The organism is Actinacidiphila alni, from assembly GCF_900112845.1.
GTDB lineage: Bacteria > Actinomycetota > Actinomycetes > Streptomycetales > Streptomycetaceae > Actinacidiphila > Actinacidiphila alni.
Map to the genome: position 1 here is coordinate 70977 of NZ_FONG01000026.1, position 26387 is coordinate 97363.

Annotated in this window: 24 protein-coding genes; 11 read left to right on the top strand and 13 right to left on the bottom strand. The window is 70.4% G+C overall.

What is annotated here, in order from left to right; translation table 11 throughout:
• Positions 1 to 5: 5 nt before the first annotated feature.
• Positions 6 to 623: a response regulator transcription factor gene (locus BM076_RS31375; RefSeq protein WP_093717132.1), complete on the bottom strand. Its 618-nt coding sequence runs from the start codon at positions 621 to 623 to the stop codon at positions 6 to 8.
• A gap of 25 nt (positions 624 to 648) precedes the next feature.
• Positions 649 to 975, bottom strand: coding sequence for a nuclear transport factor 2 family protein (locus tag BM076_RS31380; RefSeq protein WP_093717133.1), 327 nt, complete (start codon positions 973 to 975; stop codon positions 649 to 651).
• A 213-nt stretch (positions 976 to 1188) separates the two neighbouring features.
• Here BM076_RS31380 and BM076_RS31385 point away from each other — a divergent pair, with 213 nt between their 5' ends.
• The 3 genes from BM076_RS31385 (at position 1189) to BM076_RS31395 (ending at position 4150) form a co-directional block, all read left to right on the top strand.
• The gene (locus tag BM076_RS31385; RefSeq protein WP_093717134.1) at positions 1189 to 2151 is read left to right on the top strand and encodes an ABC transporter ATP-binding protein; all 963 of its coding nucleotides are present in this window, start codon (positions 1189 to 1191) and stop codon (positions 2149 to 2151) included.
• On the top strand, positions 2148 to 2888 hold the full coding sequence (locus BM076_RS31390; RefSeq protein ID WP_093717135.1) for an ABC transporter permease: 741 nt from the start codon (positions 2148 to 2150) through the stop codon (positions 2886 to 2888). Before BM076_RS31385 ends, BM076_RS31390 begins: the two co-directional genes overlap by 4 nt.
• Before the next feature lie 92 nt (positions 2889 to 2980).
• On the top strand, positions 2981 to 4150 hold the full coding sequence (locus BM076_RS31395) for a sensor histidine kinase (RefSeq protein ID WP_093717179.1): 1170 nt from the start codon (positions 2981 to 2983) through the stop codon (positions 4148 to 4150).
• 46 nt (positions 4151 to 4196) lie between these two features.
• On the opposite strand, the gene BM076_RS31400 is transcribed toward BM076_RS31395, so the two are convergent.
• The 4 genes from BM076_RS31400 to BM076_RS31420 form a co-directional block, all read right to left on the bottom strand.
• On the bottom strand, positions 4197 to 6551 hold the full coding sequence (locus BM076_RS31400) for a hypothetical protein (RefSeq protein ID WP_177246697.1): 2355 nt from the start codon (positions 6549 to 6551) through the stop codon (positions 4197 to 4199).
• A 153-nt stretch (positions 6552 to 6704) separates the two neighbouring features.
• On the bottom strand, positions 6705 to 7064 hold the full coding sequence (locus BM076_RS31410; protein ID WP_093717138.1) for a DUF6113 family protein: 360 nt from the start codon (positions 7062 to 7064) through the stop codon (positions 6705 to 6707).
• Positions 7061 to 7963: an N-acetyl-1-D-myo-inositol-2-amino-2-deoxy-alpha-D-glucopyranoside deacetylase gene (gene mshB / locus BM076_RS31415; RefSeq protein ID WP_093717139.1), complete on the bottom strand. Its 903-nt coding sequence runs from the start codon at positions 7961 to 7963 to the stop codon at positions 7061 to 7063. The genes BM076_RS31410 and mshB overlap by 4 nt, the downstream gene beginning before the upstream one ends.
• A gap of 83 nt (positions 7964 to 8046) precedes the next feature.
• Positions 8047 to 8241: a DUF2304 family protein gene (locus BM076_RS31420; protein ID WP_093717140.1), complete on the bottom strand. Its 195-nt coding sequence runs from the start codon at positions 8239 to 8241 to the stop codon at positions 8047 to 8049.
• A gap of 249 nt (positions 8242 to 8490) precedes the next feature.
• On the opposite strand from BM076_RS31420, the gene BM076_RS31425 reads away from it, so the two are divergent.
• A complete protein-coding gene (locus tag BM076_RS31425) occupies positions 8491 to 10665 on the top strand; it encodes a S9 family peptidase (protein ID WP_093717141.1) in 2175 nt (724 codons plus the stop codon).
• A 59-nt stretch (positions 10666 to 10724) separates the two neighbouring features.
• Here the strand turns inward: BM076_RS31425 and BM076_RS31430 are convergent, their stop codons facing one another.
• Positions 10725 to 11942 (bottom strand): proline-rich domain-containing protein, encoded by a 1218-nt coding sequence (locus BM076_RS31430; protein WP_093717142.1) that lies wholly within the window; start codon positions 11940 to 11942, stop codon positions 10725 to 10727.
• A 444-nt stretch (positions 11943 to 12386) separates the two neighbouring features.
• On the opposite strand from BM076_RS31430, the gene BM076_RS31435 reads away from it, so the two are divergent.
• The 5 genes from BM076_RS31435 to BM076_RS31455 all read left to right on the top strand — a co-directional run bounded on the left by BM076_RS31435 (position 12387) and on the right by BM076_RS31455 (position 18706).
• On the top strand, positions 12387 to 13418 hold the full coding sequence (locus BM076_RS31435) for an ABC transporter permease (protein ID WP_093717143.1): 1032 nt from the start codon (positions 12387 to 12389) through the stop codon (positions 13416 to 13418).
• Between the two features lie 162 nt (positions 13419 to 13580).
• Positions 13581 to 15368, top strand: coding sequence for an ABC transporter substrate-binding protein (locus BM076_RS31440; RefSeq protein ID WP_093717144.1), 1788 nt, complete (start codon positions 13581 to 13583; stop codon positions 15366 to 15368).
• Between the two features lie 100 nt (positions 15369 to 15468).
• Positions 15469 to 16452 carry an ABC transporter permease gene (locus BM076_RS31445; RefSeq protein WP_093717145.1) on the top strand — a complete coding sequence of 328 codons (984 nt, stop codon included), beginning with the start codon at positions 15469 to 15471 and terminating at the stop codon, positions 16450 to 16452.
• Positions 16453 to 16507: 55 nt separating this feature from the next.
• The gene (locus BM076_RS31450; RefSeq protein ID WP_093717146.1) at positions 16508 to 17569 is read left to right on the top strand and encodes an ABC transporter ATP-binding protein; all 1062 of its coding nucleotides are present in this window, start codon (positions 16508 to 16510) and stop codon (positions 17567 to 17569) included.
• A gap of 21 nt (positions 17570 to 17590) precedes the next feature.
• The gene (locus tag BM076_RS31455; RefSeq protein WP_093717147.1) at positions 17591 to 18706 is read left to right on the top strand and encodes an ABC transporter ATP-binding protein; all 1116 of its coding nucleotides are present in this window, start codon (positions 17591 to 17593) and stop codon (positions 18704 to 18706) included.
• Positions 18707 to 18806: 100 nt separating this feature from the next.
• On the opposite strand, the gene BM076_RS31460 is transcribed toward BM076_RS31455, so the two are convergent.
• The 5 genes from BM076_RS31460 to BM076_RS31480 form a co-directional block, all read right to left on the bottom strand.
• Entirely contained in the window at positions 18807 to 19859 is a 1053-nt protein-coding gene (locus BM076_RS31460; protein ID WP_177246700.1) for an ABC transporter ATP-binding protein, read from the bottom strand.
• A gap of 10 nt (positions 19860 to 19869) precedes the next feature.
• On the bottom strand, positions 19870 to 20895 hold the full coding sequence (locus BM076_RS31465) for an ABC transporter ATP-binding protein (RefSeq protein ID WP_093717148.1): 1026 nt from the start codon (positions 20893 to 20895) through the stop codon (positions 19870 to 19872).
• Between the two features lie 11 nt (positions 20896 to 20906).
• Positions 20907 to 21899 carry an ABC transporter permease gene (locus BM076_RS31470; protein WP_093717149.1) on the bottom strand — a complete coding sequence of 331 codons (993 nt, stop codon included), beginning with the start codon at positions 21897 to 21899 and terminating at the stop codon, positions 20907 to 20909.
• Positions 21892 to 22815, bottom strand: coding sequence for an ABC transporter permease (locus BM076_RS31475; protein ID WP_093717150.1), 924 nt, complete (start codon positions 22813 to 22815; stop codon positions 21892 to 21894). The genes BM076_RS31470 and BM076_RS31475 overlap by 8 nt, the downstream gene beginning before the upstream one ends.
• A 96-nt stretch (positions 22816 to 22911) precedes the next feature.
• Positions 22912 to 24555 (bottom strand): peptide ABC transporter substrate-binding protein, encoded by a 1644-nt coding sequence (locus BM076_RS31480; RefSeq protein ID WP_093717151.1) that lies wholly within the window; start codon positions 24553 to 24555, stop codon positions 22912 to 22914.
• Between the two features lie 284 nt (positions 24556 to 24839).
• Here BM076_RS31480 and BM076_RS31485 point away from each other — a divergent pair, with 284 nt between their 5' ends.
• Together BM076_RS31485 and BM076_RS31490 are read left to right on the top strand one after the other, a co-directional pair.
• The gene (locus BM076_RS31485) at positions 24840 to 25226 is read left to right on the top strand and encodes a VOC family protein (protein WP_093717152.1); all 387 of its coding nucleotides are present in this window, start codon (positions 24840 to 24842) and stop codon (positions 25224 to 25226) included.
• A gap of 80 nt (positions 25227 to 25306) precedes the next feature.
• Positions 25307 to 25747, top strand: a complete 441-nt coding sequence (locus BM076_RS31490) for a VOC family protein (RefSeq protein WP_093717153.1) — start codon at positions 25307 to 25309, stop codon at positions 25745 to 25747.
• Here BM076_RS31490 and BM076_RS31495 read toward each other — a convergent pair.
• On the bottom strand, positions 25744 to 26331 hold the full coding sequence (locus tag BM076_RS31495) for a TetR/AcrR family transcriptional regulator (protein WP_093717154.1): 588 nt from the start codon (positions 26329 to 26331) through the stop codon (positions 25744 to 25746). The two genes, BM076_RS31490 and BM076_RS31495, sit on opposite strands and share 4 nt — an antisense overlap.
• Positions 26332 to 26387: the final 56 nt, after the last annotated feature.

The window sequence follows — 26387 nt, forward strand, 5'->3', positions numbered from 1 at the left end:
CCTCGTCACAACCAGCCCTTCTCGCGGGCGATACGGACCGCCTCGGCGCGATTGCGCGCGCCGGTCTTCTGGATGGCGGTCGACAGGTAATTGCGGACGGTGCCCTCGGACAGCAGCAGGCGGCGGGCGATCTCGGCGTTGACCGAGCCGTCGGCGGCGGCCCGCAGCACCTCGCGCTCCCGGCCGGTCAACGGGTCCGCGCCGTCCGCGAGGGCGGCCGCGGCCAGGCCCGGGTCGATCACCCGCTCGCCGCGCAGCACCTGGCGGACCGCCTCCGCCAGTTGGGACGCGGGCGCGTCCTTGACCAGGAACGCCTCGGCGCCCGACTCCATCGCGCGGCGCAGATAGCCGGGGCGGCCGAAGGTCGTGACAATCACGATCTTGACCTCCGGGAGTTCCGCGCGCAGGCGGGCGGCCGCCTCGATGCCGGTCAGGCCCGGCATCTCGATGTCCAGCAGCGCCACGTCCGGTGTGTGCTCCCGGGCCGCTGCCAGCACCTCGTCGCCGCGGGCGACCTGCGCCACCACCTCGATGTCGTCCTCGAGGCCCAGCAGGGTCGCCAGTGCCTCCCGCACCATCGACTGGTCGTCGGCGAGCAGGACGCGGACGGTTCTCACGGTCATGCGGACAGGTTAGACACCTCGGGTGTCAGCCGGTGATCCGCATCAGGGTGATGCCGTCGCCCTCGACGGTGAAGGCGAAGTCCGACGGGCCGTTGAAGCCGTTGCCGCCCACCTGGGCGCTGACGACGGTCGTCGGACCCTCGGTCCTGACCGCCGTCACCTCCAGCGAGACCTGCTTCCCGATGAATTCGGCGTCGCTCCATTCCCGGATCGCGTCCCGGCCGCGGAACACCCGGCCCCAGTCGTCCACGGCGCCCTCCGGGGTGAACGCCGCCAGATACGACTCGACGTCGCCGTCGTTCGCGGCTTTCACCGCTGTCGCTACGGGCCCCGACAACTCGGTGCGGCTCATCTCCGTCTTCCCTTCCGTAGGTCCGCCTCGACCGTACCCCGTGGCCCCGGGCCCCGCCCGCCGGAAAAGGGGTGCCCTTTCGCCTGACGGCGAGCGAGGTCTTTTCAGGGGCACCCCCTTACGTGACGCGCGGGTCGCGTATGACATCTGTCATCTGCAAGACACGACGGCAGCCACTGACGGGACCCGGGCGGGGTCCGGGAAGGTGGGGGCATGAGCGCAACTGAAGTGATGACGGGGGACGGCCCCGGAGCCGTGGACAGGGCCGGGGCCGTGGTGGCCTTCACGGACGTGAACAAGAGCTTCGGCGCCGTACGGGCCGTGGCGGACCTGAGCCTGACACTGCACCCGGGCGAGACCGTGGCGCTGCTGGGCCCGAACGGCGCGGGCAAGTCGACCGCGCTCGACCTGATGCTGGGCCTGCGCAACGCGGACACCGGCACGGTGCGGCTGTTCGGCACGACACCGGCGCAGGCGATCGCGGCCGGCCGGGTCGGCGCGATGCTGCAGAGCGGCGGCCTGATGGAGGAGGTCACCGTCAAGGAGCTGGTGAGCCTGGCGTGCGACCTGCACCCGAAGGCGTACCGCGTCGAGGACGTCCTCAAGGGCGCCGACATCGCGGACATCGCCGACCGCAAGGTCAACAAGCTCTCCGGCGGCCAGGAACAGCGCGTCCGCTTCGCGCTCGCGACGGCCGGCGCGAACGACCTGATCGTGCTGGACGAACCCACCGTCGGCATGGACGTGAGCGCCCGGCAGGCGTTCTGGGCGACGATGCGCGGCCAGGTGGACGAGGGCAGGACCGTCCTGTTCGCCACGCACTACCTGGAGGAGGCGGACGCGATCGCCGACCGCGTCCTGGTGCTGCACCGCGGCCGGCTGATCGCCGACGGCACCGCCGCCGAGATCAAGGCGCGGGCCGGCGCCCGCCGGATCACCTTCGACCTGGACGGCACCGTGGACGAGCCGGCGCTGCGCGCGCTGCCGAGCGTGGTGGGCCTGGACGTGACGGGCCCGACCGTCCGCATCCGCTCCGACGACGCGGACGCCACGATGCACTCCGTGTACGCCGCCGGGCTCTACCCGCGCAATCTGGAGGTCTCCGGCCTCGGCCTGGAGCAGGCCTTCCTCGCCATCACCGACGCAGCGTCCGCCGAGGAGGCGGAGAACCGATGAAGACCCTGGTCAGACTGGAGATCGTCCGCACCCTGCGGAACCGCAAGTTCATGTTCTTCTCGGTGCTCTACCCGGGCCTGCTCTTCCTGATCATCACCGCGGGCGCCGACAAGACGAAGAAGATCGACGGCCTGGACCTGACGCTGGTCGCGTACTACATGGTCGCGATGTCGGCGTTCGGCGCGATGACGGCGGTGCTGATGGGCAACGCCGAACGGATCGCCCGGGAGCGCGAGAAGGGCTGGGTGCGGCAGCTGCGGCTGACGGCGCTGCCCGGCCGCGGCTATGTGACCGCGAAGATCGCCTCGGCGGCGACGGTCAGCCTGCCGTCGATCCTGATCGTGCTGATCCTCGGCGCGACGGTGAAGGACGTCCGGCTCGACGCCTGGCAGTGGGTGGCGATCCTCGCCGCGACGTGGGCGGGCAGCATGGTCTTCGCGGCGCTCGGCGTCGCCATCGGCTACGTGGCCACCGCCGATGTCGCCCGCCCGATCTCGATGCTCTTCTACTTCGTGCTGGCGATGCTCGGCGGCCTGTGGGTGCCGATCACCACCTTCCCGCACTGGCTGCGCACCCTCGCGGACTACCTGCCGGGGCGGCCGTACGCCTCGCTCGGCCAGTCCATCGAGTTCGGCAACGCGCCGCACGCCCGGGACGTGGTCGTGCTGATCTGCTACCTGCTGCTGTTCACCGGCACGGCCGCCTGGCTGTACCGCAAGGACACCCAGAAGGCGTGACGCGGACGATGCGTGAGACGACGTCGTCGGCGGCGCGCGAGCGGCCCTGGCCCAAGTGGCGGCAGGAGGTGGAGGATTCGGACACCACCTCGATGGGCCGCGCCCCGGAGACCCGCGGCCAGATGCTGGTCAAGCTGATGTGGATCGGCATCTGGCTGCTCTATCTCGGCTCCCCCGTCAGCGACTTGGCGAGCGGCCACCACAACGCGCTCGTCACGACACTGGCCGGCTGCGGCCTGCTCGCCTTCGTCGTCTCCTACCTCGCCGTCGTCTTCCTGCGCACCAACACCCCCTACATGCCGCAGAGCTGGGTGTACGGGGTGCTGGCCGCGCAGACCGTGCTGACGTTCACGCTGTCGGCGACGCTCGGCAAGGACTGGCTGGTGATGTTCGTGTACGTGGCGGTCGCCTGCGGTGCGGCGCTGCCGGGTACACAGTCGCGGTTCGCGATTCCCGCGGTCACGGCGGCACTCGCCGGGGTCGGCGCCTGGGTGGACAGCAGCGGCGACCTGTACCCGGCGCTGGTGATCCCGGCCCTGCTGGGCGGCTTCGCGATGGTCGGGGTCAGGCAACTGGTCCGTACGATGCGGGAGTTGCGCGAGGCGCGGGAGACGGTGGCGCATCTGGCGGCGACCGAGGAACGGCTGCGGCTCGCCCGCGACCTGCACGATCTGCTGGGGCACTCGCTGTCGTTGATCACCCTGAAGAGCGAACTGGCCGGGCGGATGCTGCCGGACCGGCCGCAGGACGCGGCGCAGCAGGTCGCCGACATCGAGAACGTCAGCCGGCAAGCGCTGGTCGACGTCCGCGAGGCGGTCAGCGGCTACCGCAGGCCCCGGCTCGACGCCGAACTGGCCTCCGCGCGCTCGGCGTTGGCCTCCGCCGGGATCGCGGCCCGGATCCACCAGCCGGAACGGCTGCCGGGGCTGACCCCGGACGGCGAGGGTGCGCTCGCCTGGGCGCTGCGCGAGGCGGTGACCAATGTGGTGCGGCACAGCGGCGCGGTCACCTGTGTCATCGCGCTGGGCGCCACGCCGGACGGCGAGGGCGCCGCGCTGACCGTCTCCGACGACGGCCGCGGCCCGGCGGCCGGCCACTCCCCCGGCAACGGCCTGACGGGTCTGACCGAGCGGCTGATCCTGGCCGGCGGCACCCTGCGCACCGAGCGCGCGGGCGACGGCGGTTTCCGGCTGACGGCGACGGTCCCGATGGGCGCGGACCGTACGGCGTCGTCCACCGGCACCCGGCCGACGCCCCCTTGACCGCCCGGCTCCCGGACGACCGGACCCTGACGGACCTGACGGGTCGTCAGGAGGACGTCGGGAGCGTCACGTCGCGCTTGGCACCGGTCGCGTCCAGCGCCGGGATCAGCGCGTTGGCGATGTCCTGCGGGGTGGCGGCGGTCGTGGTGCCGTCCTTCCGCTTGATCAGCGCGTTGTCGAAGGTGTGCCCGTACAGGCCCTTGAGGACGTCGAGGTCGATGTGCGGCTGGAGCTTGCCGTTCCCGTCCGGGACCATCGTCAGGAATTTCGGTATCGACTTGGTGGGGCCGAAGCTGATGAACCGGCCGCCGCCGCGGACGGTGACCAGGCCGGACATGGCGTGCTTGCCGAATCCGTTGACCGCGGCGTCGAGTTCGGCCTGGGTGACCCTCGGCGGGGCCGTGGTGACCGGCAGCGCGATGGCCGGGTCGGCGCCGGTCTCGGCGCGGGTGCGGTAGGCGGCGGCGACCTTGGCCGCGGCGGCGTCCACGTCGAAGGACTGGCCCGGCTTGCCCGGTACGGCGACGGCCTTGCCGTTGTCGAAGCGGACCATGCCGTCGCTGCCCGAACCCGTCTTCCCGGCAAGGGACTTGAGGGCGACCTTCAGCTTGTCCTCGTCCACGACGATGACCGGGTCGGCGTCACGGCTGCCGCCGAAGAGGGAGCCGATGACGGAGACCGGGTTGTAGTCGGAGTGCGCGACGCCACGCACCGTCGCGTCGGTGTCGACGGACAGGCCCGCCACGGACGGCTTGAGCGTCTGCTTGCGGTCGCCGATGGTGAGGTTGAGCGGCGCGGTCGTACGGTTGCCGAGCGCGTCGTCCAGCATCTTGACGGCGTTGCCCTTGCTCTGGTTGCCGATGTCGACGCCCAGCACGGTGGTGCCCTTGGGCACGTCGCCGTGGTCCATCAGCAGGCCCGCGCCGTACGCGAGCACCACGACGGTGCCGACCGCGACGCCGACCAGCGCCACCTTGGAGCGGCCCTTCTTCTTCGCGGCCGGCCGCGCGGGTTGCGCCGCGCGCGGCTCGGCGGGTTCGGGCCGTACGGGCGCGGGGGCGGCCGGTCCTCCCGGACCCATGGGGGCCCCGGGCCCCTTCGGCTCCGGCGCCCGCGGCGACCTGGCCGCGGGACCCGGCCCCTGCACGGCGGGGATGCCGCTCACCAGGGTGTCGCCGGACAGCCCCGCGTCCGGCGCGGCCGGCCCCCGGAAGCCCCCGCTGGTGTCCTCGGGCCCGAGCCCGTTCTGCCCCATGGGCACCCGGAAACCGCCGGTGTCCTCACGCCCCGGCTGCCCGGGTTGACCGGGCTGCCGGAAACCACCGGTGTCCTCGTGCCCGAGACCCGGACCGGGCTGACCCGGCTGACCCGGCACCGGGAAACCACCACTGGTGTCCTCGGGGCCCAGCCCCTGACCGGGCGGCGGAGCCATCGGCTGCCGGAAACCACCCGTGTCCTCACGACCCGGCTGACCCGGCGCCGGGAAGCCGCCGCTGGTGTCCTCGGGGCCGAGGCCGTTCGGGCCGTTCGGGGGGCGGAAGGCGCCGGTGTCCTCGCGGCCGGGGGCGGGGGCAGGGGCGGGGAAACCGCCGCTGGTGTCCTCCGGTCGGAAAGCGGAAGCACGCTGATCGGTCGCCGGAGGGACCTGCATCGAGCCGGTGACCGGGCCCGTGGTGGGGCCGGCGGGCGGCTGGTAGCCGGGGAAGGGATCGTCGGGGCCCTCGGGGCCCTGGCCCGGGTAGTCGCCGGACGGCCGGGGCACTCCGGGCGGGAACGCGTCGATGCCGAACGGCGGTTCCGTCTGCGGGTCGGTCGCGAAAGGCGACGCGAAGCCGGCGGCCGGGGTGTCGTGCGGGCCGCGCGTACCGTCGGGCGGGGTGCCGACCGGCGGCGGCAGATACGGCGCCTGACCCGTACCGCCCGCACCGGGACCGGGCGCGGGCGGCGGCGGGGACGACGGCGCGGAACCGGCGGAACCCCCGCCGGCGGCGGGCGGCTTGCGCGGCGCGAACCAGTCGCTGGTCTTCTCCGGCTCCGGCTCGGCGGCGGCCTGCGCGGCCGGCGGCTCGGGAGCGGCGGGCGCGGGCTCGGCGGCCGGTGCCTCAGGCGCCGGCGCGCTCTCGTCGACCGGCGTGCGGACGACGACCGGCGGAATCGGGCGCGAGCCCGGGATGTTGATCCGGATCCGCGTCGTCAGCGTCGTCTCGGTCCTCGGCTCGTCGGCGGCCGGCGGCTCGGGAGCCGCGGGCTCCTCGGGCGCGGCGGGCTCGCCCGGACGCGTGCGCTCCTGCGGGTGCAGCGAGGGAAACGGGCGGCTTCCGTACGGCGGAGTGCCGGAAGGGTACGCGGCACCCCCGCGGCCCTGCGGCCCGGACGACGAACTGTCAGTTTCACGACTCAAAGCAGGCTCTCCCGGTTAGCTTCGCCACCCGTCACGGATCCCCGCGGGCGGCTCGCCGGCGCGCACCACCATACCGACCGGCGGATACCGACGGTTCCGGTCGGGCGGAGCGCTCGGTCTCAGCCAACCACGAGCGCGCCCCCGCCCGCCAAGTCAGGCGCTATTCGCCCCTGATGGGGGCAGTTGGGGCAAGGTGGCGCAGATCACGCCGGCCATCGCGCCGCCGAGCAGGTACACGTACGGTCCGAGTCCGGCCGCGAACAGGAAGTCACCTTCCGGACGGGTGGAGCTGAGCAGCATGACGCACACCACCCACACCGCGGCAGGCGCGATCGCGCCGACCCGGGTGCCGGTGAGCTTCACCCCGCCGTAGAAGACGGCCACGCAGCCCGCGAGGCCGAGCAGCAGGCCGCCGGGGAACCAGCCAGCCTGCACCAGCGCCCCGGCGCCGGCGACCAGCGCGCCGAGCACCCCGAGCAGCACGTACGACACGATCCGCGCCTGCTTGCTCACCGCGCACCGCCCTCGGCGCCGTCAGTGCCGTCGGTGCCGTCGATGTCCGCCGGGAAGAGGTCGCCGCCGCGGCCCGCGGTCACGGCCTCGCCGCGCACCTGCCGGTAGTGCTCGATGGCGAAAAACGGCTGCCCGAGGTCGTTGGAGAGCGCGAAGAAGGGGCCGTCCACGGCGATCTGCGTGGCGTGCGCGCGCATCGCCGCCGTCTTGCGGTCCGCGAAGCCGGAGCCGTCGACGGAGACGGTCACGAGGTCGTCGTCGACGACGCCCGGCACGTCGTCCACGGACGCGATTCCCCCGAACGGGAACTCCTTGCCCGCCTCCGCCAGCCGCGCGAAGCCCGCCTCGACGACGGAGCGCGGGGTGCAGATCTCGTAGACCCGGGCGATCCGGTGGCCCTGGTCGGCGGCGAGTTCGTAGCCGCGCAGCGCGACGCGGTGGGCCTGGATGTGGTCGGGGTGACCGTAGCCGCCGTTGCTGTCGTACGTGACGAGCGCCTGCGGGCGGGTGTCGAGGATGACCTCGGCCAGGTGTCCCGCGGCCTCGTCCACGTCGGCCTGCCAGAAGCAGTCGGGGTGGTCGTTCTGGACGACGCCCATCATCCCGGAGTCGCGGTAGCGGCCGGGGCCGCCGAGGAAGCGGTGGTCGGTGACGCCCAGCTCGGCCATGGCCGCGTCGAGTTCGCCGATGCGGTGCTCGCCGAGGGTGTCGTCGCGGTCGGCGGCCAGGTGCGCCAGCTCCCCCGGAATCACCTCGCCCTCCTCGCCGAGGGTGCAGGTGACCAGGGTGACAAGGGCGCCCTCGGCCGCGTACTTGGCCATGGTCGCGCCGTTGTTGATCGTCTCGTCGTCCGGATGGGCATGGACGAGCAGCAGCCGCCGCGCGGGAAGATCGGTCATGAGGGGAAGCCTACGGCTCCGCGGGACCCCCTCCGTCCGGGGCGGGAGTCACGACACCACCCCGGTCCGGCGGCCCGGAACCCTCAGAACTTGATGTCCGAGATCATCCCCGCCACGTTGTTGGTGAGATCCGTGATCTGCGGCGCCCATGACGAACTCGCCAGGTAGAAACCCAGCAAGGTACAGGCGATGGCGTGCCCGGCCTTGAGCCCGGACCGGCGGATCAGTAAGACGACGATGATCAGCAGCAGCAGCACCGCTGAAATCGAGAGCGCCACGGTGACTCACCTCCCGGTACGCAGGGTCATGTCAGTTGCCACATGCTTATTACCCACCCACGGCTACTGATCATAACTTTCCGTGCCACCGCATATGTCGGGGCACGGAAGCACGCGGGGGCGCATGACCAGATCCGGCCACCGGGCGCCGGGCCCGCGGTGGTGCTCCGGCGCAGGTGAGGCGGTACGGGGGCGGCCGGTCGCGTATATCAGCGGCGAGTGTCGTACCCACCGCCTAGTGTCACGGATATGACGCAGCTCTCATTCCCCCGGCAGCACGCACGTACGCAGCGGTTCACGCTCGGCGCCCCGCGGTCCTTCACCGTGGCGCCGGACGGCGGGCGGGTGGTGTTCCTGCGGTCGCGCGCCGGCGACGACCCGTCGCACCTGCTGTGGGTGCTGGACCTCGGTGCGTCGCAGGGCCCGAGCGAAGGCGCGGGCGCGGGCGGGGAGTTCGCGGCGGCCGATCCGGCGGTGCTGCTGGGCGGCGGCGAGGAGGAGCTGTCGGCGGCCGAGCGGGCCCGCAGGGAGCGCAGCCGGGAGGGCTCGGCGGGCGTGGTCGGTTACGCGGTGGACGACGCGGTGTCGGTCGCCGCCTTCGCGCTGTCCGGGCGGCTGTTCACCGCCGGGCTGCTGCCGGGGGCGCAGGGCGCGCGGGAGTTGGCGGTGCCGGGTCCCGTGGTCGACCCGCGGCCCTCGCCGGACGGCCGGTGGGTGGCGTACGCCTCGGGCGGCGCGCTGCGGGTCGTGGCGGCCGACGGCGGTCAGGACAGGGCGCTGGCCGAGCCGGACGGCGAGCAGGTGTTCTGGGGGCTCGCGGAGTTCATCGCGGCCGAGGAGATGTCGCGCAGCCGCGGCTTCTGGTGGGCGCCGGACAGCTCGGCGGTGCTGGCGGCGCGGGTGGACGAGTCGCCGGTCGGCCGCTGGTGGATCGCCGACCCGGCGCACCCGAACCGCCCGCCGGCCGAGGTGGCCTACCCGGCCGCGGGCACGGACAACGCCGAGGTGACGCTGGCGCTGCTGGGCCTGGACGGCTCCCGGGTGGACGTGGAGTGGGACCGCGCGCGCTACCCGTACCTGGCGGCGGTGCACTGGTCGGCGGCCGGTGCGCCGATCCTCCTGGTGCAGGCCCGCGACCAGCGCGAACAGCTGTATCTGACGGTGGACACCGCGACCGGCGCGACGCGGCTGCTGCACGCGGAAGAAGATCGAATTTGGCTTGATCTCTTCCCCGGCGTCCCGGCGCGGACCCCGGCGGGCACGCTGGTGCGGATCGCCGACGAGGGCGGCGCCCGGGTGCTGGTGGTCGGCGACCGGGCGCTGACCGGACCGGAGTTGCACGTCCGCGCGGTGCTGGACGCGGGCGCCGAGGACGTCCTGGTGTGGGCGTCGGCGGGCGCGGCTGCGGCGGAACCGGAGATCGGCGAGCTGCATGTGTACCGGGTGGGCGAGCACGGTACGGAGCGGGTCTCGTCCGGGCCGGGTGTGCACTCGGCGACGCGCTCGGGTGCGGTGACGGTGCTGACGTCCGCCGTGCCGGGCGGCCCGGAGCGGACCTTCCGGGTGCTGCGGGACGGCAAGCAGGTCGCGGAGATCGCCTCGTACGCCGAGACGCCGTCGCTGACCGCCCGGCCGGTCTTCACCGAGGCGGGCGAGGACCGCATCCCGGCCGCGGTGCTGCTGCCGGCCGGCTACCGCGAGGGCGACGGCCCGCTGCCGGTGCTGCTCGACCCGTACGGCGGCCCGCACGGCCAGCGCGTGGTCGCGGCGCACAACGCGCACGCGGTGTCGCAGTGGTTCGCCGACCAGGGCTTCGCGGTGGTCGTCGCGGACGGCCGCGGCACCCCCGGGCGCTCACCGGCCTGGGAGAAGGCCATGGTCAACAAGCTGATCGAGGTGTCGCTGAACGACCAGATCGCGGCGCTGCACGCGCTGGCGGAGTCCTTCCCGCTGGACCTGGGGCGGGTCGCGATCCGCGGCTGGTCCTTCGGCGGGACACTGGCCGCGGCGGCGGTGCTGCGCCGGCCCGATGTCTTCCACGCCGGTGTCGCGGGCGCGCCGCTCACCGACCAGCGGCTCTACGACACGCATTACACCGAGCGCTATCTCGGTCACCCGGACGAGCAGCCCGGGGTGTACGACGCGAATTCGGTGGTCACCCTCGACGGGATCACCGAACTCGCCGAGCCCGCACGGCCGTTGATGATCGTACACGGTCTCGCGGACGACAATGTGCTGGTCGCCAACAGCCTGCGGCTGTCGACCGCGCTGCTGGCGGCGGGCCGCCCGCACGAGGTGCTGCCGCTGTCGGGGATCACGCACATGACGCCGCAGGAGCAGGTCGCGGAGAATCTGCTGCTGCTCCAGGTGGACTTCCTCAAGCGGTCCCTCGGTATGAAGCCCTCGTTGAAGCCCTCGGCATGACGTGACCTTCGGCGCCCGGCGGGTTCGGCTCGCGCCGGGCGCCCGGCCGGCCTCCCGGATCAGCTTCCGCCGGGCCGGTCGCCCGGCGGGAAGTCGGGCGGGAGCGGCGGGGGCGGGCCGAACCCGCCGCCGGCCGGTGGCTGTTGGGGCAGCCGGGGAGCCTGTGACATCGGGGGCGCCGGTGGCGACTGTGTATAAGGGGACAGCGGCGGCGACTGAGGCGGCGTCCCCCAGCCGCCGGGCGCGGGCGGCGCGCCGAACCCCTGCCGCGGCGGCCCCCAGCCGGCGGCCACCGGCCGCGGCGCCGCTTCTCCCCCCGGCACCGCGAGCAGCACCAGGATGACGATCCCCAGCAGCAGCTCGACCACCAGGAAGATCTGCTGGGCCTTGAGGTACGTCGGCAGGTGGTCGAACTTGAAGAGGATCTTCTCGGTGTGCCAGACATCCAGGCCGACGATCGCCAGGACGACCTCACTGAGGGCGAAGGCCAGACCGAGCGGCCGGGCCGCCGGTGACTTCGCGAAGGCCGCGACCGCCGCCGCCAGCGCGATCAGCGCGCCGAGCCAGCCGGCGTAGGCGGAAGGCGCGGCGAGCAGCGAGGAGATCGTGGTCTCGCCGGTGAGCAGGTGCTCGTACAGGTGCCCGGGGAAGCCGTTGTCCGTCGTGTACTTCTGGACGTAGAAGATCTCCCAGCCGATCTCCTGGACGGCGATCAGCACCAGCAGCACCCCGGCGGCGACCGCCGCTCCCCGGCGCGAGGGCACCGGCGCCGCGCCCGGGTCGACGGGGCGCCGCCCCGCCAGGCCGATCACCACCAGTGCGATCCCGCCCAGCGTGAAGGCCACCGCGGTGGCCAGGGCCCGGCTGTGCAGCGGGGCGCCGTCGGTCCAGTCGGACTGGAAGATCCACAGACCCGGCAACCGGTATCCGGACGCGAAGACCCCGGCGGCCACGAACGCCCAGCCCGCGCCCGGTCGCCGGGCCCGGGTCAGCGCGCCCGCGAGGATCACGATCAGCAGCGCGTCGATCGTGCCGGTGGCCAGAAGTGAGTGCTCCCGTCCGGGCAGGTCGAGCCCGAGCCAGGACCGGAGCACGTCGTGGAATCCGACGTCCCTGATGTCCCTGACCGCCCAGGCGATCTCGACGGCGAGCAGAACGCCGCAGATCAGCGCGCCCGCGATCCGTGCCCCCCGCGCGAGTGCGCGCGGCGCCGCCGGGCCCGGCCCGAAGGCGGGCCGCTGTCCGTACGGAAACTGCGGCTGCATACCCTGCTGCATGGCCTTCTCCCCCGGCGGCCCAGTGTTCCCTCAGATATACCCGCGCCACTCGGGGTAGGAACAGTCGGTTCACCAACCGGAAGGAGACTTCGGGGAGTTGTGGAGCGGCCGGCCGGAGCCCCTTCGGAGCCCCGACCGGCCTACGGCACCCGCACGGCCGTACGTTGTTCAGACTGCTACGTCCGTATATCGGAGCTGCGACGGTTAAGTTGCGCTGATGTTAACGCGCTTGGCCCGGATATATCCGATATGCCCGATGTTTTGGATCACTGTCAAGCACGTACGGAGGACGATCTGCAAAATCTTCGCTCAAGATGCCAAACAACAAGCTTTCTTCCCTCCTTCCCCCCTTGACTGAAGGTTGATTCCATTGCGAAAGTCCGCTCAACCCGCGACGCGCACGAGCGTCGCAACGCACGCTCTCGGTCCCGGGGGATGTAACCAATGACCAGTCCAAGCCAGGCCGCCGCAGACGCCGGCGACCTCACCCTCGAGCCCGAGGGCGAACCCGGTACCCCGGGCAACAAGGGCACCCCGGAGTTGGCCGGCCGAACGCCGCGCCAGCTGGCGTGGCTACGCTTCAAGCGCGACCGCGTCGGCGTCATATGCGCGTTCGTCGTCGGCTTCTTCATCCTGGTGGCCGCCGCCGCCCCCCTGATCGTCAAGCTCTACGGCAAGAACGCGTACGACCTGTACGGCCAGGACGACGGCCTGCTCAACAGCAGCGGCATCCCGATCAAGCCCAACGGCGGCATCAGCAGCGACCACTGGTTCGGCGTCGAGCCCGCGCTCGGCCGCGATGTCCTCGCGCTGCTCGTCTACGGCATCCGCACGTCACTGCTGATCGCGCTCGCGGTGACGGTGATCTCGGTCGCCACCGGCGTCCTCTTCGGTCTCACCCAGGGCTACCTGAGCGGCAAGACCGACTACTTCATGGGCCGGCTCTCGGACTTCATGCTGGCCTTCCCCCAGCAGCTGTTCTTCATCGCCTTCTCCCCCGTGGCGATCTCGCTCCTGGTCAACCCCGGTGAGCAGGAAAGCTGGTGGGTCCGCCCGTTCGTGCTGATCAGCGTGCAGTTCATCCTCGGCTGGATGAGCATCGGCCGCCTGGTCCGCGCCCAGGTGCTGAGCCTGCGTGAGCGCGAGTTCGTCGAGGCGGCCCGGATCAGCGGCGCGTCCTCCTGGCGGATCATCTCCAAGGAGCTGCTGCCCAATCTCTGGAGCACCATTCTCGTCCAGGCGACGTTGCTGCTCCCGGTGTTCGTGACGGCGGAGGCGGGCCTGTCCTTCCTCGGCGTCGGCATCCTGGACCCGACCCCCGACTGGGGTCTGATGTTCCAGACCGGCGCGAACAACTACCAGAGCGACATCACCTTCATGTTCTTCCCGGGTATCGCGATGGTGATCTTCGTGGTCGCCTTCAACCTGCTCGGGGACTCGGTTCGGGACGCTCTCGACCCGAAGACCCTCCGCTAGCCACGCGGTTCGGGCCGCCCCGGTGCACACCGGTACGGCTCGATCGGCGCGGCCGGCGCAAGCAAGTCGTCCAGGTCGTCGCACCGTCCCGCATCTGTGGGGGGAAAACGGGTCGTCGGCATCGGTGGCAGTTCAGTCCAGTCCAGTGACAGGCAGGATTTCATGAGAAACAGTAGAGTGCGCTTGGGCGCGGCGGCTGTGGCCGTCGCGGCGCTGTCGCTGACAGCCGCGTGCAGCAGCGGCGGTGGCGACGACACGGGTGGCAAGGGCGGCGCCTCGTCGAAGCCCACCAAGGCTCCCGTCCCGAACTACGGCCTCGGCACGGCGGCCGACTCCACCGGCCCGGCGAAGGCCGTTCCGGGCGCCGTCAAGGGCGGCACCGTGCACGACCTGGACCAGGCGGGCTTCGACTACCTGGACCCGGCCCAGCAGTACGTCAGCGACCAGCTGTCGGTCTCGCTCCTCTACGCGCGTACTCTGACCGCGTACAAGATCGACCCGACGACGAAGAAGACCGTCCTGGTCGGCGACCTCGCGACCGACACCGGCAAGATGTCGGACGGCGGCAAGACCTGGACGTACACGCTGAAGAGCGGCCTGAAGTTCGAGGACGGCACGCCGATCACGTCCAAGGACATCAAGTACAGCATCGAGCGGCTCTTCGCCGACTTCGAGACGCAGGGCCCGCAGTACATCCAGAGCTGGCTGTACGGCCCCGACTACCGCAAGCTGTACAAGGGCCCGTACTCCGGCCAGGAGATCCCGGCCAACATCCTTGACACCCCGGACGACAAGACCGTCGTCTTCCACTTCAAGGACGCCCACGCCGACGCCCCGTACGCGATGGCCATGCCGGTCACCGCCCCGGTGCCGAAGGCCAAGGACGACAAGGCCGCGTACAACAACCACCCGGTCTCCTCGGGCCCGTACAAGATCGCGTCCTACAAGCCGGGCAAGTCCCTGGTGTTCGTCCGCAACACCAACTGGGACCCGGCCACCGACCCGATCCGCAACGCGTACCCGGACTCGTGGAACTTCTCGCTGGGCATCGCCCAGCCGGGTCTGACCCAGCGCATCATGGCCGGCTCCGGTGACGACAAGTACGCCATCGACCTGTCCGGTGTCGCCGACCCGACGCAGATGGCGGCGCTGACCAGCGACGCGCAGTACAAGTCGCGCACGGTCAACGAGTACCAGCCGTACGTCGAGACCCTCGACATCAACACCAAGCGGATCACCGACCCGAAGGTGCGCCAGGCCATCGCCTACGCGTTCCCGATGTCGCAGGTCCAGCAGGTCTTCGGTGGCGCGGCCCAGGGCGACCTCGGCACCACGCTGCTGAGCCCGACCATCGCGGGCTGGAAGGACTTCGACCCGTTCGGCAAGAAGGCCAAGCCCGCCGGTGACCCGGAGAAGGCCAAGGCGCTGCTGAAGGAGGCCGGCAACGAGCACCCGACGCTGGTCTTCCCGTACGCCAACACGCCGCGCTGGCAGAAGATCTCGCTGACCATCGCCAACAACCTGGAGAAGGCCGGCTTCAAGGTCGTCCGCAAGGCGATCGACCCGACCTCGTACTACACGGTCGTCGGCAAGGTCAACAACCAGTACGACATCTACCGCACCGGCTGGGGCGCGGACTGGCCGAACGCGTCGACCGTGGTCCCGCCGACCATGGACGGCCGCAACCTGCAGGACGGAACGAACAACTACTCCTTCCTGAACGACGACCACATCAACACCGAGATCGACCGCATCAAGGCCATCACCGACCTGACCAAGCAGGCCGATGAGTGGCGGACCCTCTCGGAGTACTCGCTGCAGCACGACACCGCCCAGGTGCCGTTCCTGTTCGACAAGTACTTCAACATCTACGGCACCGGTCTCGGCGGCGTCACCTACAACTCGGTGACCGGCACGATCAACGCCAGCACTGTGTTCGTCAAGCAGTAGTTCCAACGAAGGGCGGCCGGTCCCGGGTGTCATCACCGGGACCGGCCGCCCCCGGATCTGTCCGCGCGGCCGCCCGCGCCCCCAAGGAAGAGCCTCACCGATGCTCCGTTTCCTCACGCGCCGCGTACTGGGCGCGATCGTGATTCTGTTGGCGATCACCGCCGTCACGTATTTCCTGTTCTTCGTCCTCCCCTCCGACCCGGCCAGACTCGCGTGCGGGAAGAACTGCTCCAATCCTGACGTGGTGAAGGCCATCCATCACCGGATGGGGCTCGACCTGCCGGTCTACCAGCAGTACTGGGACTACATCCGCGGCATCTTCGTCGGCCGCCACATGCCCGACGGGCAGAACTGCCCGGCCCCCTGCTTCGGCTTCTCCTTCGTCAACGACCAGCCGATCTGGCCGACCCTGACCGACCGTTACCCGACCACGCTGTCGCTGGCCGTCGGCGGTTCCGCCGCCTTCCTCGTCATCGGCGTGGGCCTGGGCATGCTGTCCGCGTGGCAGCAGGGCAAGACCTTCGACCGTGTCGCCAGCTCGATCTCGCTGGTCGGCAACTCGGTGCAGATCTACTTCATCGGCCCGCTGGCGATCGCGCTGTTCGCGGACAACCTCGGCTGGCTGGACCACGGACACGACCCGACCTGGGGCTCCGACCCCACCGGTTCGTTCTCCGGCCTCGTCCTGCCGTGCCTGGTCATGTCGGTGATCTTCTGGTCCAACTACAGCCGCCAGACCCGGTCGCTGATGGTGGAGCAACTCGCCGAGGACCACATCCGTACCGCCCGGGCCAAGGGCATGTCGTCCAGATACGTGTTCTTCCGCTACGCGCTGCGCGGTGCGGCGGCCTCGATCATCACCATCTTCGGCATCGACCTCGGCAGCGTCTTCGGCGGCGCGATCATCACCGAGGCCACCTTCGGTCTGCACGGCCTCGGCACGCTCGCGGTGAACGCGGTCCTCGGCCTCGACCTGCCGATGGAAATGGCCGTGATGATCTTCAGCGCCAGCGCCATCGTCATCTTCAACATCCTCGTCGACACCGCCTACGCCATCATCGACCCGCGGATCCGGCTGTCGTGACCGTGGCACCGACCCCCGCCGCGACCAGCGCATCACCCGGTAGGAGAACCCGCCCGTGACCATCCTTACGAAGCCCGAGGCCGAACCCGTACCTCAGGGATCCGAGCATTTCCTCTCCGTGCGCGATCTGTATGTGCAGTTCGCCACCGAGGACGGCACCGTGAAGGCCGTCGACGGGCTCTCCTTCGATCTCGACCGGGGCAAGACCCTCGGCATCGTGGGTGAGTCCGGGTCCGGCAAGTCGGTGACCAACATGGCGATCCTGGGGCTGCACAACCCCCGGAACACCACCATCGCCGGGGAGATCGTCCTCGACGGCCAGGAGCTGACCGGCGCCTCCCCGAAGACGCTGGAGAAGCTGCGCGGCAAGAAGATGTCCATGGTCTTCCAGGACTCGCTGACCGCCCTGTCGCCGTACTACACGGTCGGGCGGCAGATCGCCGAGCCGTACATGAAGCACATGGGCGCCTCGAAGAAGGAGGCGCGGGACCGCGCCGTCGAGATGCTCCGCAGGGTCGGCATCCCGCAGCCGCAGACCCGGGTGGACGACTACCCGCACCAGTTCTCCGGCGGTATGCGGCAGCGCGCCATGATCGCCATGGCGCTGGTCTGCGACCCCGACCTGGTGATCGCCGACGAGCCGACCACCGCGCTGGACGTCACCGTGCAGGCCCAGATCCTGGACCTGCTCAAGGACCTCCAGCAGGAGTCCGGCACGTCGATCATCCTGATCACCCACGACCTGGGCGTGATCGCGCACACCGCGGACGACGTCGTGGTGATGTACGCGGGCCGGGCCGTGGAGCGCGGCACCGTGCGCGACATCCTCAAGACGCCCGAGCACCCGTACGCGTGGGGCCTGCTGGGCTCCATCCCGCGGCTGTCGTCGTCGGTCGACGTCCCGCTGGCCCCGATCCCCGGATCGCCGCCCAGCCTGCTGAACCCGCCGCCCGGCTGCCCCTTCCACACCCGGTGCGCGTTCGTGGACCAGGTCGAGGGCGACCGGTGCCGGACCGAGCGGCCGGTGCTGCCGGAGGGCCGGGGGTCCGCGTGCCACCTCACGGCGGACCAGAAGCGTGACATCTTCATCGAGCAGATCCAGCCGCGGCTGCGCTGACCAGGAGTCGAGGAACCAGCAATGAGTGAACAGACCACCCTGGACAAGGTCCCGGCGCCGCGTCCCGCCTCGGGTGAGAAGCTCCTGGAAGTCACCGGACTCCAGAAGTACTTCCCGATCAACGGCGGTTTCATCTTCCAGCGCCGCGTCGGCGACGTGCGCGCGGTGGACGGTGTGGACTTCCACATCAACGCCGGCGAGTCGCTCGGCATGGTCGGCGAGTCCGGCTGCGGCAAGTCCACCACCGGACGCCTGGTGACCCGGCTGCTGGAGCCGACCGGCGGCAAGGTCAGCTACGCGGGGAAGGACATCACGCACTCCTCCCGCAAGGAGCTGGCGCCGATCCGGTCCGAGATCCAGATGATCTTCCAGGACCCGTACGCGTCGCTGAACCCGCGGCAGACGGTCGGCAGCATCATCGCCGGGCCGATGGAGATCAACGGCATCAACCCGACCGGGGGCCGCGAGCGCCGGGTGCGCGAGCTGCTGGAGATCGTGGGTCTCAACCCCGAGCACTACAACCGCTTCCCGCACGAGTTCTCCGGCGGCCAGCGGCAGCGTATCGGCGTGGCCCGGGCGCTCGCCCTGGACCCGAAGCTGATCGTGGCGGACGAGCCGGTCTCCGCGCTCGACGTGTCGATCCAGGCGCAGGTGGTCAACCTGCTGCAGAAGGTGCAGCAGGAGCTGGGCATCGCCTTCCTGTTCATCGCGCACGACCTGGCGATCGTCCGGCACTTCTCGCAGCGCATCGCGGTCATGTACCTCGGCAAGATCGTCGAGATCGGCGACCGGGAGTCCATCTACGGCGGCCCGCGCCACCCGTACACGCACGCGCTGCTGTCCTCCTCCCCCGAGGCCGACCCGGACGACGACGGCCGCGAGCGGATCCGCCTGGCCGGTGACGTCCCGTCGCCGATCAACCCGCCGTCGGGCTGCCGCTTCCGCACCCGCTGCTGGAAGGCGCAGGACAAGTGCGCCACCGAGGAGCCGCCGCTCGTGCGGCTCGGCGGCAACGCCGAGGGTCACCTCACGGCCTGCCACTTCCCCGAGGAGCCGACGATCGAGGCACGCGAAGAGGACATCGTCCTCGACCCCGCGCTCGCCGCGATCGAGGAGGCGGCTGACGAGACCCCTTGACCCGGGCTCAGTAGCCTCCGCTCGGAAACCGGCCCGTACCCGAACACCCCAGCACCACCGGGTACGGGCCGACCCATGTCCGGCCCCGGGTCCCCGGCGGTCACTCCCCCGGCACGACCTGCTTCTCCTCGGCGAAGTGGCACGCCGACTCGTGTTCTGCCGGGCCCGCGGTGCCGCGGAAGACCGGGGGGACGGCGAGCAGCGGCTCTTCGAGGGAGCAGCGCTCCTGGGCCTTCCAGCAGCGGGTGCGGAAGCGGCAGCCGGACGGCGGGTTGGCCGGGGAGGGCACGTCGCCGGCGAGGATGATGCGTTCGCGGTGCTCGCGCGCCTCCGGATCCGGGACGGGCACGGCCGAGAGCAGGGCCTGGGTGTACGGATGCGTGGGGTGCTCGTAGATCTCCTCGTCGCCGCCGATCTCGACGATCTTGCCGAGGTACATCACGCCGACGCGGTCGGAGATGTGCCGGACGATCGACAGGTCGTGCGCGATGAACATGTACGAGAGGTCGAACTCGTCCTGGAGCCGCCCCATCAGGTTGACGACCTGTGCCTGGACGGACACGTCGAGGGCGGAGACCGGCTCGTCCGCGACGATGATCTCGGGCCGCAGCGCGAGACCGCGGGCGATGCCGATGCGCTGGCGCTGGCCGCCGGAGAACTGATGCGGGTAGCGGTTGATGTACTCGGGGTTGAGACCGACGACGTCGAGCAGGTCCTGCACCCGCTTGCGCCGGTCGCCCTTGGGCGCCACCTCGGGGTGGATCTCGTACGGCTCGCCGATGATGTCGCCGACCGTCATCCGCGGGTTGAGCGAGGTGTACGGGTCCTGGAAGACCATCTGGATGTTGCGGCGCACCGCCTTCAGGGCGCGCCCGGACAGCTTGGTGATGTCCTCGCCCTTGTACCGGATCTGCCCGGCGGTGGCCTCCTCCAGATTGACCAGCAGCCGCGCCACCGTCGACTTGCCGCAGCCGGACTCGCCGACGATGCCGAGCGTCTCGCCGGGGAAGAGGTCGAAGGACACCCCGTCGACGGCCTTGACGGCGCCGATCTGCTTCTTGAAGAGGATGCCCTGGGTGAGCGGGAAGTGCTTGACCAGGTCGCGGACTTCGAGGATCGGCTCGTGGGAGGGCCGCACGGGCTCCTTCACCATCACAGGCTGCTCACTCACCGAGCGTCTCCTTCCAGTAGTGGCAGGCGCTCGCCCGGACCGGGCCGACCTCGTACAGCGGCGGGACCTCGGTACGGCACCGGTCGCGGGCCTGCGGGCAGCGCGGGTTGAAGGCGCAGCCCGGCGGGATCCGCAGCAGGTTGGGCGGCAGCCCCTTGATCGCGTACAGCTCCTGGCCCTTCTGGTCCAGGCGCGGGATCGACTGGAGCAGGCCCTTGGTGTACGGGTGGGCCGGCGCCTTGTAGATCTCGTGGACGGGCGCGGTCTCCACGATCCGGCCCGCGTACATCACCGCGATCTTGTCGGCGACGTCGGCGACCACACCGAGGTCGTGGGTGATCAGGATCAGGCCCATGTTCAGCTCGCGCTGCAACTCCGCGAGCAGGTCCATCACTTGGGCCTGCACGGTGACGTCGAGCGCGGTGGTCGGCTCGTCCGCGATGATCAGGTCAGGTTCCAGGGCCATCGCCATGGCGATCATCACGCGCTGCCGCATACCGCCGGAGAACTGGTGCGGATACTGCTTGACGCGTTCGGCGGCGGCCGGGATGCGGACCCGGTCCATCAGCTCGACGGCCTTGGCCCGGGAGTCCTTCTTCGACATGCCCTGGTGGGTGGTGAACATCTCGCCGAGCTGCTCGCCCACCGTCAGCACGGGGTTGAGGGACGACAGCGCGTCCTGGAAGATCATCGCCATCTTGGCGCCGCGGACCTTGCGCCGCTCCTCGGCGCCCAGCTTGAGCAGGTCGCGCCCCTGGAAGACGATCTCGCCCTTGGTGACGAAGCCGGGCGGCGAGTCGAGGATGCCCATGATGGCCTGGGCGGTCACGGACTTGCCGGAGCCGGACTCGCCGAGCACGGCCAGCGTCTCCCCCTCGGCCACCGAGTAGTTGACGCCGTTGACCGCCTTGGCGACGCCGTCCCTCGTACGGAATTCGACGTGCAGGTCGCGTACGTCCAGCAGGACGCCGCTGTCCGGTGTCCTCGCCTGCTCGGCGGCCAGGTACTCGGTGCTCATGTACGGGCTCCTCAGCGCAGCTTGGGGTCGAGGGCGTCGCGCACCGCGTCGCCGAGCATGATGAACGCCAGCACCGTCAGGCTCAGCGCGCCCGCGGGCCACAGCAGCATGTGCGGCGCATTGCGGATCTGGGAGGAGGCGTCGGAGATGTCGATGCCCCAGGACACCGTCGGCGGCCGCAGGCCCACACCGAGGTAGGACAGGGTCGCCTCCAGCGAGATGTACGTGCCGAGCGCGATGGTGCCGACGACGATGACGGGGGCGAGCGCGTTGGGCGCGATGTGCCGCAGCAGGATCCGTTTGTTGCCGGCGCCGAGCGCCCGCGCGGCCTGCACGTAGTCGTTCTGTTTGGCGGTGATGACCGAGCCGCGCGCGATACGGGCGATCTGCGGCCAGCCCAGCAGGATCATGAAGCCGACGACCGGCCAGACCGTGCTGTTGGTGATGACCGAGAGGAACACCAGGCCGCCGAGGATGACGGGGATGCCGAAGAAGACGTCGGAGATCCGGGAGAGGATCGCGTCCCACCAGCCGCCGAAATAGCCGGCCAGGCCGCCCAGCGCACTGCCGAGGATGACGACGCCGAGCGTCGCGCAGACGCCGACGGTGACCGAGGCGCGGGCGCCGTAGATCACCCGGGTGTAGACGTCGCGGCCCTGCTGGTCGTAGCCGAAGGGGTGGCCGGGGCCCGAACCCTGCTGGGCCTTGGACAGGTCGGCCTGCAACGGGTCCTGGCTGGCGAGGACGCCGGGCCACAGCGAGATGAAGATCAGGAAGAGGATGATCAGCGCCGAGATGATGAAGATCGGATTGCGGCGCAGGTCGCGCCAGGCGTCCGACCACAGGCTGCGCGGCTTCTCCGAGAGGTCGCCGCCACCGCCCTGGCCGGGCACCTTGTCCAGCGTGCCGGCCTCCTCGGCGGCCAGGTCGAAGCCGCCGCCGGCGCCGCCGCCGGGTGCGACGGCCTGGCGCCCGTCGTCGAAAGGATTCTGCGGCTCAGGCATATCGGATCCTCGGGTCCAGGACCGCGTAGAGCAGGTCGACGAGCAGATTCGCCAGCAGGAAGACCAGGACCAGGATGGTGACGAAGCCGACGACGGTCGGCGCGTTGTTGCGCAGGATGCCCTGGTAGAGCTGGAAGCCGACGCCGTGGATGTTGTAGATCCGTTCGGTGACGATGGCGCCGCCCATCAGCGCGCCGATGTCGGTGCCGATGAAGGTCACCACGGGGATCAGCGAATTGCGCAGCAGGTGCCGGACGACCACCCTGCGGCGCGGCAGTCCCTTGGCGACGGCGGTGCGTACGTAGTCGGCGCGGGTGTTCTCCGCGACGGAGGTCCGGGTCAGCCGGGTGACGTAGGCCAGTGAGACCAGGGCGAGCACGAGTCCCGGCAGGATCAGTTCGTTGAAGGGCGCGCTCGGTGACACCGATGGGCTGACCCATTTGAGCTTGACGCCGAACAGGTACTGGAGCACGTAACCGATGACGAAGGTGGGGATGGACACCACGATCAGCGTCAGCAGCAGCGCGCCGGTGTCGATCGGCCGGCCGCGCTTCATGCCGGTGACCACGCCCAGCGTGATGCCGATGACGATCTCGAAGAGGATCGCCACGATGGTGAGCCGGATCGTGATCGGGTACGCCGACCGCAGCAGTTCGGTGACGGGCTGTCCGTTGAACGCGGTGCCGAAGTCGCCGCGGAAGATGTTGCCCATGTAGAGCAGGTACTGCTTCCACAGCGGGTCGTTGAGGTGCAGGTCCGCGCGGATCCGGGCGGCGGTGGCCGGGTCGGGCGCGCGGTCGCCGAAGAGGGCGGCGACCGGGTCGCCGAGCGCGTAGACCATGAAGAAGATCAGGAATGTGCTGCCGATGAACACCGGGATCATCTGGAGCAGCCGCCGGATCACATAGCGTCCCATGCGGAGCCTTCCGAAGGGCCTTCCGAGCAGTGGCGGGGGCGAACGTGGAAGTGCCGGAGGCCGCACCGGGGTTCCCGGTGCGGCCTCCGGCCGTGGTCAGTTGACCTTGATCTCGTTGTAGACCGGCACGCTGAAGGGGTTCAGCAGGACGTTGCTGACCTTGTCCGAGTAGCCGGCGCTGCCGTTCTGGTACCAGAGCGGGATGGCGGGCATGTCCTTGACGAGCTGCTTCTCCGCGTCCTGGAACAGGCTGACGGCCTTGGCGGTGTCGGGCTCGGCGTTGGCCTCGTTCACCAGCTTGTCGAAGTTGGCGTTGCTGTAGTGCGAGTCGTTCGACGAGGCGTTGGTGAAGTACAGCGGCTGCAGGAAGTTCTGGATCAGCGGGTAGTCCATCTGCCAGCCGGACCGGAACGGGTTGTTCATCTGCTTGTTGGTGATCTTGTTGCGGAAGTCCGCGAAGGTGCCGGTGGGGGCGCCGACGCACGCCTTGTTGTTGCCCAGCACGTTGTTGATGCTGTTGCAGACCGCGTCGACCCACTCCTTGTGGGAGCCGGTGTCGGCGTTGTAGCCGATGGTGATGGAGCCGCCCGGCAGGCCGCCGCCCTCCTGGATCAGCTGCTTGGCCTTGGTCGGGTTGTACGTGCACTCGTCGCCGCACAGCCCTTCCTTGAAGCCGCCGGAGTCGCCGAGCACCGGGGAGGTCCAGTCGGTGGCCGGGGTGCGGGTCTGCTGGAAGATCTGGTCGGTGATCTGCTTGCGGTTGATCGCCATCGACAGGCCCTGCCGGACCTTGGCGGAGTCCGCCGCGGACCACCGCGAGTTGTACAGCGGGAAGGCGAGGGTCTGGATGATGCCGGCCGGCTGGTTGATGTACCGGTCGCCGAGGTCGCTCTTGACGTTCTTGAGCTGCGAGGCCGGGATGTCGTCGACGAGGTCGAGGTTGCCGGCCTGGAGGTCGGTGTACGCCGTGTTGTTGTCGGTGTAGACGCGCAGGTCCACGCCGCCGTTCTGGGCCGGGTCGGGGCCCTTGTAGCCGTCCCACTTCTTCAGGCTCATTTGCGAGCCCTTCTGGTACGACTGGACGGTGTACGGGCCGTTGCCGATAGGCTTCTTCAGCCAGTTGGCGTGGTCGTCGAAGAACGCCTTCGGCAGCGGGTAGTACGCCGAGTACCCGAGGGTGTCGGGGAAGGTGGAGAACTTCTGATTGAGCTTCACCTTGAACTCGGTGTCGCTGACCTTGGTCAGGCCGGAGAGCGTGGTCGCGGTGGACTTGGCGCCCTCGGAGTCCGGGTGGACCTTGTCGTACCCGTCGATGTACTGGAAGAAGTACGCGTTGAGCTGGGCGTTCTTCAGCAGGGCGCCGTAGTTCCAGGCGTTGATGAAGGAGTCGGCGGTGACCTTCTCGCCGTTGCTGAAGGTCCAGTCCGGCTTGATCTTGATGTCGAAGTTCTGCGAGTCCGTGGTGGTGATCGAGTCGGCGATCATGTCGGTCGCCTTGCCGGTCTTCGGGTCGTACTTCTTCAGACCCCGGAAGATCATGTCGAGCACCTTGCCGCCCTGCACCTCATTGGTGTCGGCCGGCTCCAGCGGGTTCTGCGGGTCGCCCCAGGAGGCGCGCACGACACCGGAGCCGCTGCCGCCCCCGCCGCCGCTGTCGTCGCTGCTGCTCCCGCAGCCGACTGCCGCCAGGGCGACGGCCGTCGCACAGACGGCCCACTTCAAGCGCGTGGCTCCGCGCATCGCGTGCCTCCTCATGGGTCACAAATGACACTTAGTCACCCATGACACCGCAATACGGGCATCGGCGCACTTCTACTACTCCGTGTCGGTACGACCAATGCGTTGGCCAAGGCACCACCCGCCGTCAGACGCGCGTGTCACGGCCCGCATGAAGTGACCGGTCCGCGTCAAGAATGGGGGCGACGTATCCGGCCCGTACCTCTTCGAGGAGTGTGAGGCTTCCGGGTTTTCCGCCCGGCGTAAGGCGGTGGCGCGCGGCGCCGGGATCGGGGAGGCTCGGGCGCATGGTTTCGGTAGTGCAGAACGTGGCGGTCGACTGTGCCAACGCTTACGAGCTGGCGCGCTTCTGGAGTGCGGTGACGGGCCGCCCCCAGCATCCGACGGACCGGCCGGGCGACCCGGAGGCCCAGGTGCTGCTGGACGGCGGCCCCGTCCTGCACTTCAACCAGGTCCCCGAGCCGAAGACGGCCAAGAACCGCCTCCACCTGTGCCTGCGCCCCGCCGACACCACTCGCGACGAGGAGGTGACCCGCCTCCTCGCCCTCGGCGCCACTTTCCTCGCCGACCACCGCGAGCCCGACGGCACCGGCTGGGCCGTCCTCGCCGACCCCGAGGGCAATGAATTCTGCGTCCTGCGCGGCGAGGCGGAGCGGGCGGCGACGGATTCCTGACGATGTCGAGATCCCGTCCCCGGCTCCGTCCCCCGGACAGCGTCGGCCGGGAGGGCCGGGCCCGATGTGAGGAGGATGCCGTGGGACTTCTGCGGATGGACAACGTGGCCGTGGTCGTGGACGACCTGGACGCCGCCGTCGGCTTCTTCGCGGAGCTGGGGATGGAGCTGGAGGGGAAGGCGGAGCTGGAGGGGGACGTGCCGGACCGGATGGTGGGCCTCACGGGGGTGCGCACGTCCATCGCCATGATGCGGATGCCGGACGGGCACGGCCGGCTGGAGCTGACGACATTCCACAGCCCCGCCGCCGTCACGGCGGCACCGGCCGTACCGCCGGCAAACACCCTCGGCCTGCACCGCGTGATGTTCGCCGTCACCGACATCGAGGACACGGTCACCCGTCTCCGCACCCACGGCGCCGAACTCGTCGGCGAGATCGTCCGCTACGGCGACGCCTACCGCCTGTGCGACCTGCGCGGCCCGTCGGGGATCATCGTCGCGCTGGCGGAGGAGCTGGGTTAGGCGGGGCCGAGGACGGCGAGGCGGTCGGTCAGGACCGCGACGCGGGTCTCGGTGAATTCGGGGGGCAGGCGGCCCGCGCGGGTGAGGGTGGCCAGGCCGTGCAGGGAGGACCAGAAGACCTCGGTGAACAGGCCCGGTTCGACGCCGGGGCCGGCGACGTCGCCGAGGGTTTCCAGGAGGGCGGCGAAGGCGTCCTTGAGCGGTTCCGGGGTGTCGTCACGGGCGTACGGGAGTCCGCCGTCGAGCTGGAAGATGGCGTCGTAGACCGCCGGGTGGCGTTCGGCGAAGTCCAGGTAGGCGTGGGCGAGGGCGGCGACCCGCGCGCGGGGGCCGTCCGCGGCGGCGGTCGCGGCCCGGAGCGCCGCGGCCAGCTCGGCGGCGCCTTCGAGCGCTACGGCGCCGATGATCTCGCGTTTGCCGCGGAAGTGGCTGTAGAGCACGGGCTGGCTGTACTCGATGCGCTCGGCCAGCCGCCGGGTGGTGACCGCGTCCCACCCCTGCCGCTCGGCGAGTTCGCGGGCCGTCGCCACGATGAGGCGCTCGCGGTCCGCCCGTTCGCGCTGCTTGCGTTCCTGTACCGACATAACTCGATTCTAGCACCGCTAGACATTCGAGCGGCAGCAGGTCTAGCATCGCATCA

Coding starts and splice junctions, on each gene's coding strand:
- BM076_RS31375 (WP_093717132.1), bottom strand. CDS start 623: ATGACCGTGAGAACCGTCCGCGTCCTGCTCGCCGACGACCAGTCGATG.
- BM076_RS31380 (WP_093717133.1), bottom strand. CDS start 975: ATGAGCCGCACCGAGTTGTCGGGGCCCGTAGCGACAGCGGTGAAAGCC.
- BM076_RS31385 (WP_093717134.1), top strand. CDS start 1,189: ATGAGCGCAACTGAAGTGATGACGGGGGACGGCCCCGGAGCCGTGGAC.
- BM076_RS31390 (WP_093717135.1), top strand. CDS start 2,148: ATGAAGACCCTGGTCAGACTGGAGATCGTCCGCACCCTGCGGAACCGC.
- BM076_RS31395 (WP_093717179.1), top strand. CDS start 2,981: ATGGGCCGCGCCCCGGAGACCCGCGGCCAGATGCTGGTCAAGCTGATG.
- mshB (WP_093717139.1), bottom strand. CDS start 7,963: ATGACCGATCTTCCCGCGCGGCGGCTGCTGCTCGTCCATGCCCATCCG.
- BM076_RS31425 (WP_093717141.1), top strand. CDS start 8,491: ATGACGCAGCTCTCATTCCCCCGGCAGCACGCACGTACGCAGCGGTTC.
- BM076_RS31430 (WP_093717142.1), bottom strand. CDS start 11,942: ATGCAGCAGGGTATGCAGCCGCAGTTTCCGTACGGACAGCGGCCCGCC.
- BM076_RS31435 (WP_093717143.1), top strand. CDS start 12,387: ATGACCAGTCCAAGCCAGGCCGCCGCAGACGCCGGCGACCTCACCCTC.
- BM076_RS31440 (WP_093717144.1), top strand. CDS start 13,581: ATGAGAAACAGTAGAGTGCGCTTGGGCGCGGCGGCTGTGGCCGTCGCG.
- BM076_RS31445 (WP_093717145.1), top strand. CDS start 15,469: ATGCTCCGTTTCCTCACGCGCCGCGTACTGGGCGCGATCGTGATTCTG.
- BM076_RS31455 (WP_093717147.1), top strand. CDS start 17,591: ATGAGTGAACAGACCACCCTGGACAAGGTCCCGGCGCCGCGTCCCGCC.
- BM076_RS31460 (WP_177246700.1), bottom strand. CDS start 19,859: ATGGTGAAGGAGCCCGTGCGGCCCTCCCACGAGCCGATCCTCGAAGTC.
- BM076_RS31465 (WP_093717148.1), bottom strand. CDS start 20,895: ATGAGCACCGAGTACCTGGCCGCCGAGCAGGCGAGGACACCGGACAGC.
- BM076_RS31470 (WP_093717149.1), bottom strand. CDS start 21,899: ATGCCTGAGCCGCAGAATCCTTTCGACGACGGGCGCCAGGCCGTCGCA.
- BM076_RS31475 (WP_093717150.1), bottom strand. CDS start 22,815: ATGGGACGCTATGTGATCCGGCGGCTGCTCCAGATGATCCCGGTGTTC.
- BM076_RS31480 (WP_093717151.1), bottom strand. CDS start 24,555: ATGCGCGGAGCCACGCGCTTGAAGTGGGCCGTCTGTGCGACGGCCGTC.
- BM076_RS31485 (WP_093717152.1), top strand. CDS start 24,840: ATGGTTTCGGTAGTGCAGAACGTGGCGGTCGACTGTGCCAACGCTTAC.
- BM076_RS31495 (WP_093717154.1), bottom strand. CDS start 26,331: ATGTCGGTACAGGAACGCAAGCAGCGCGAACGGGCGGACCGCGAGCGC.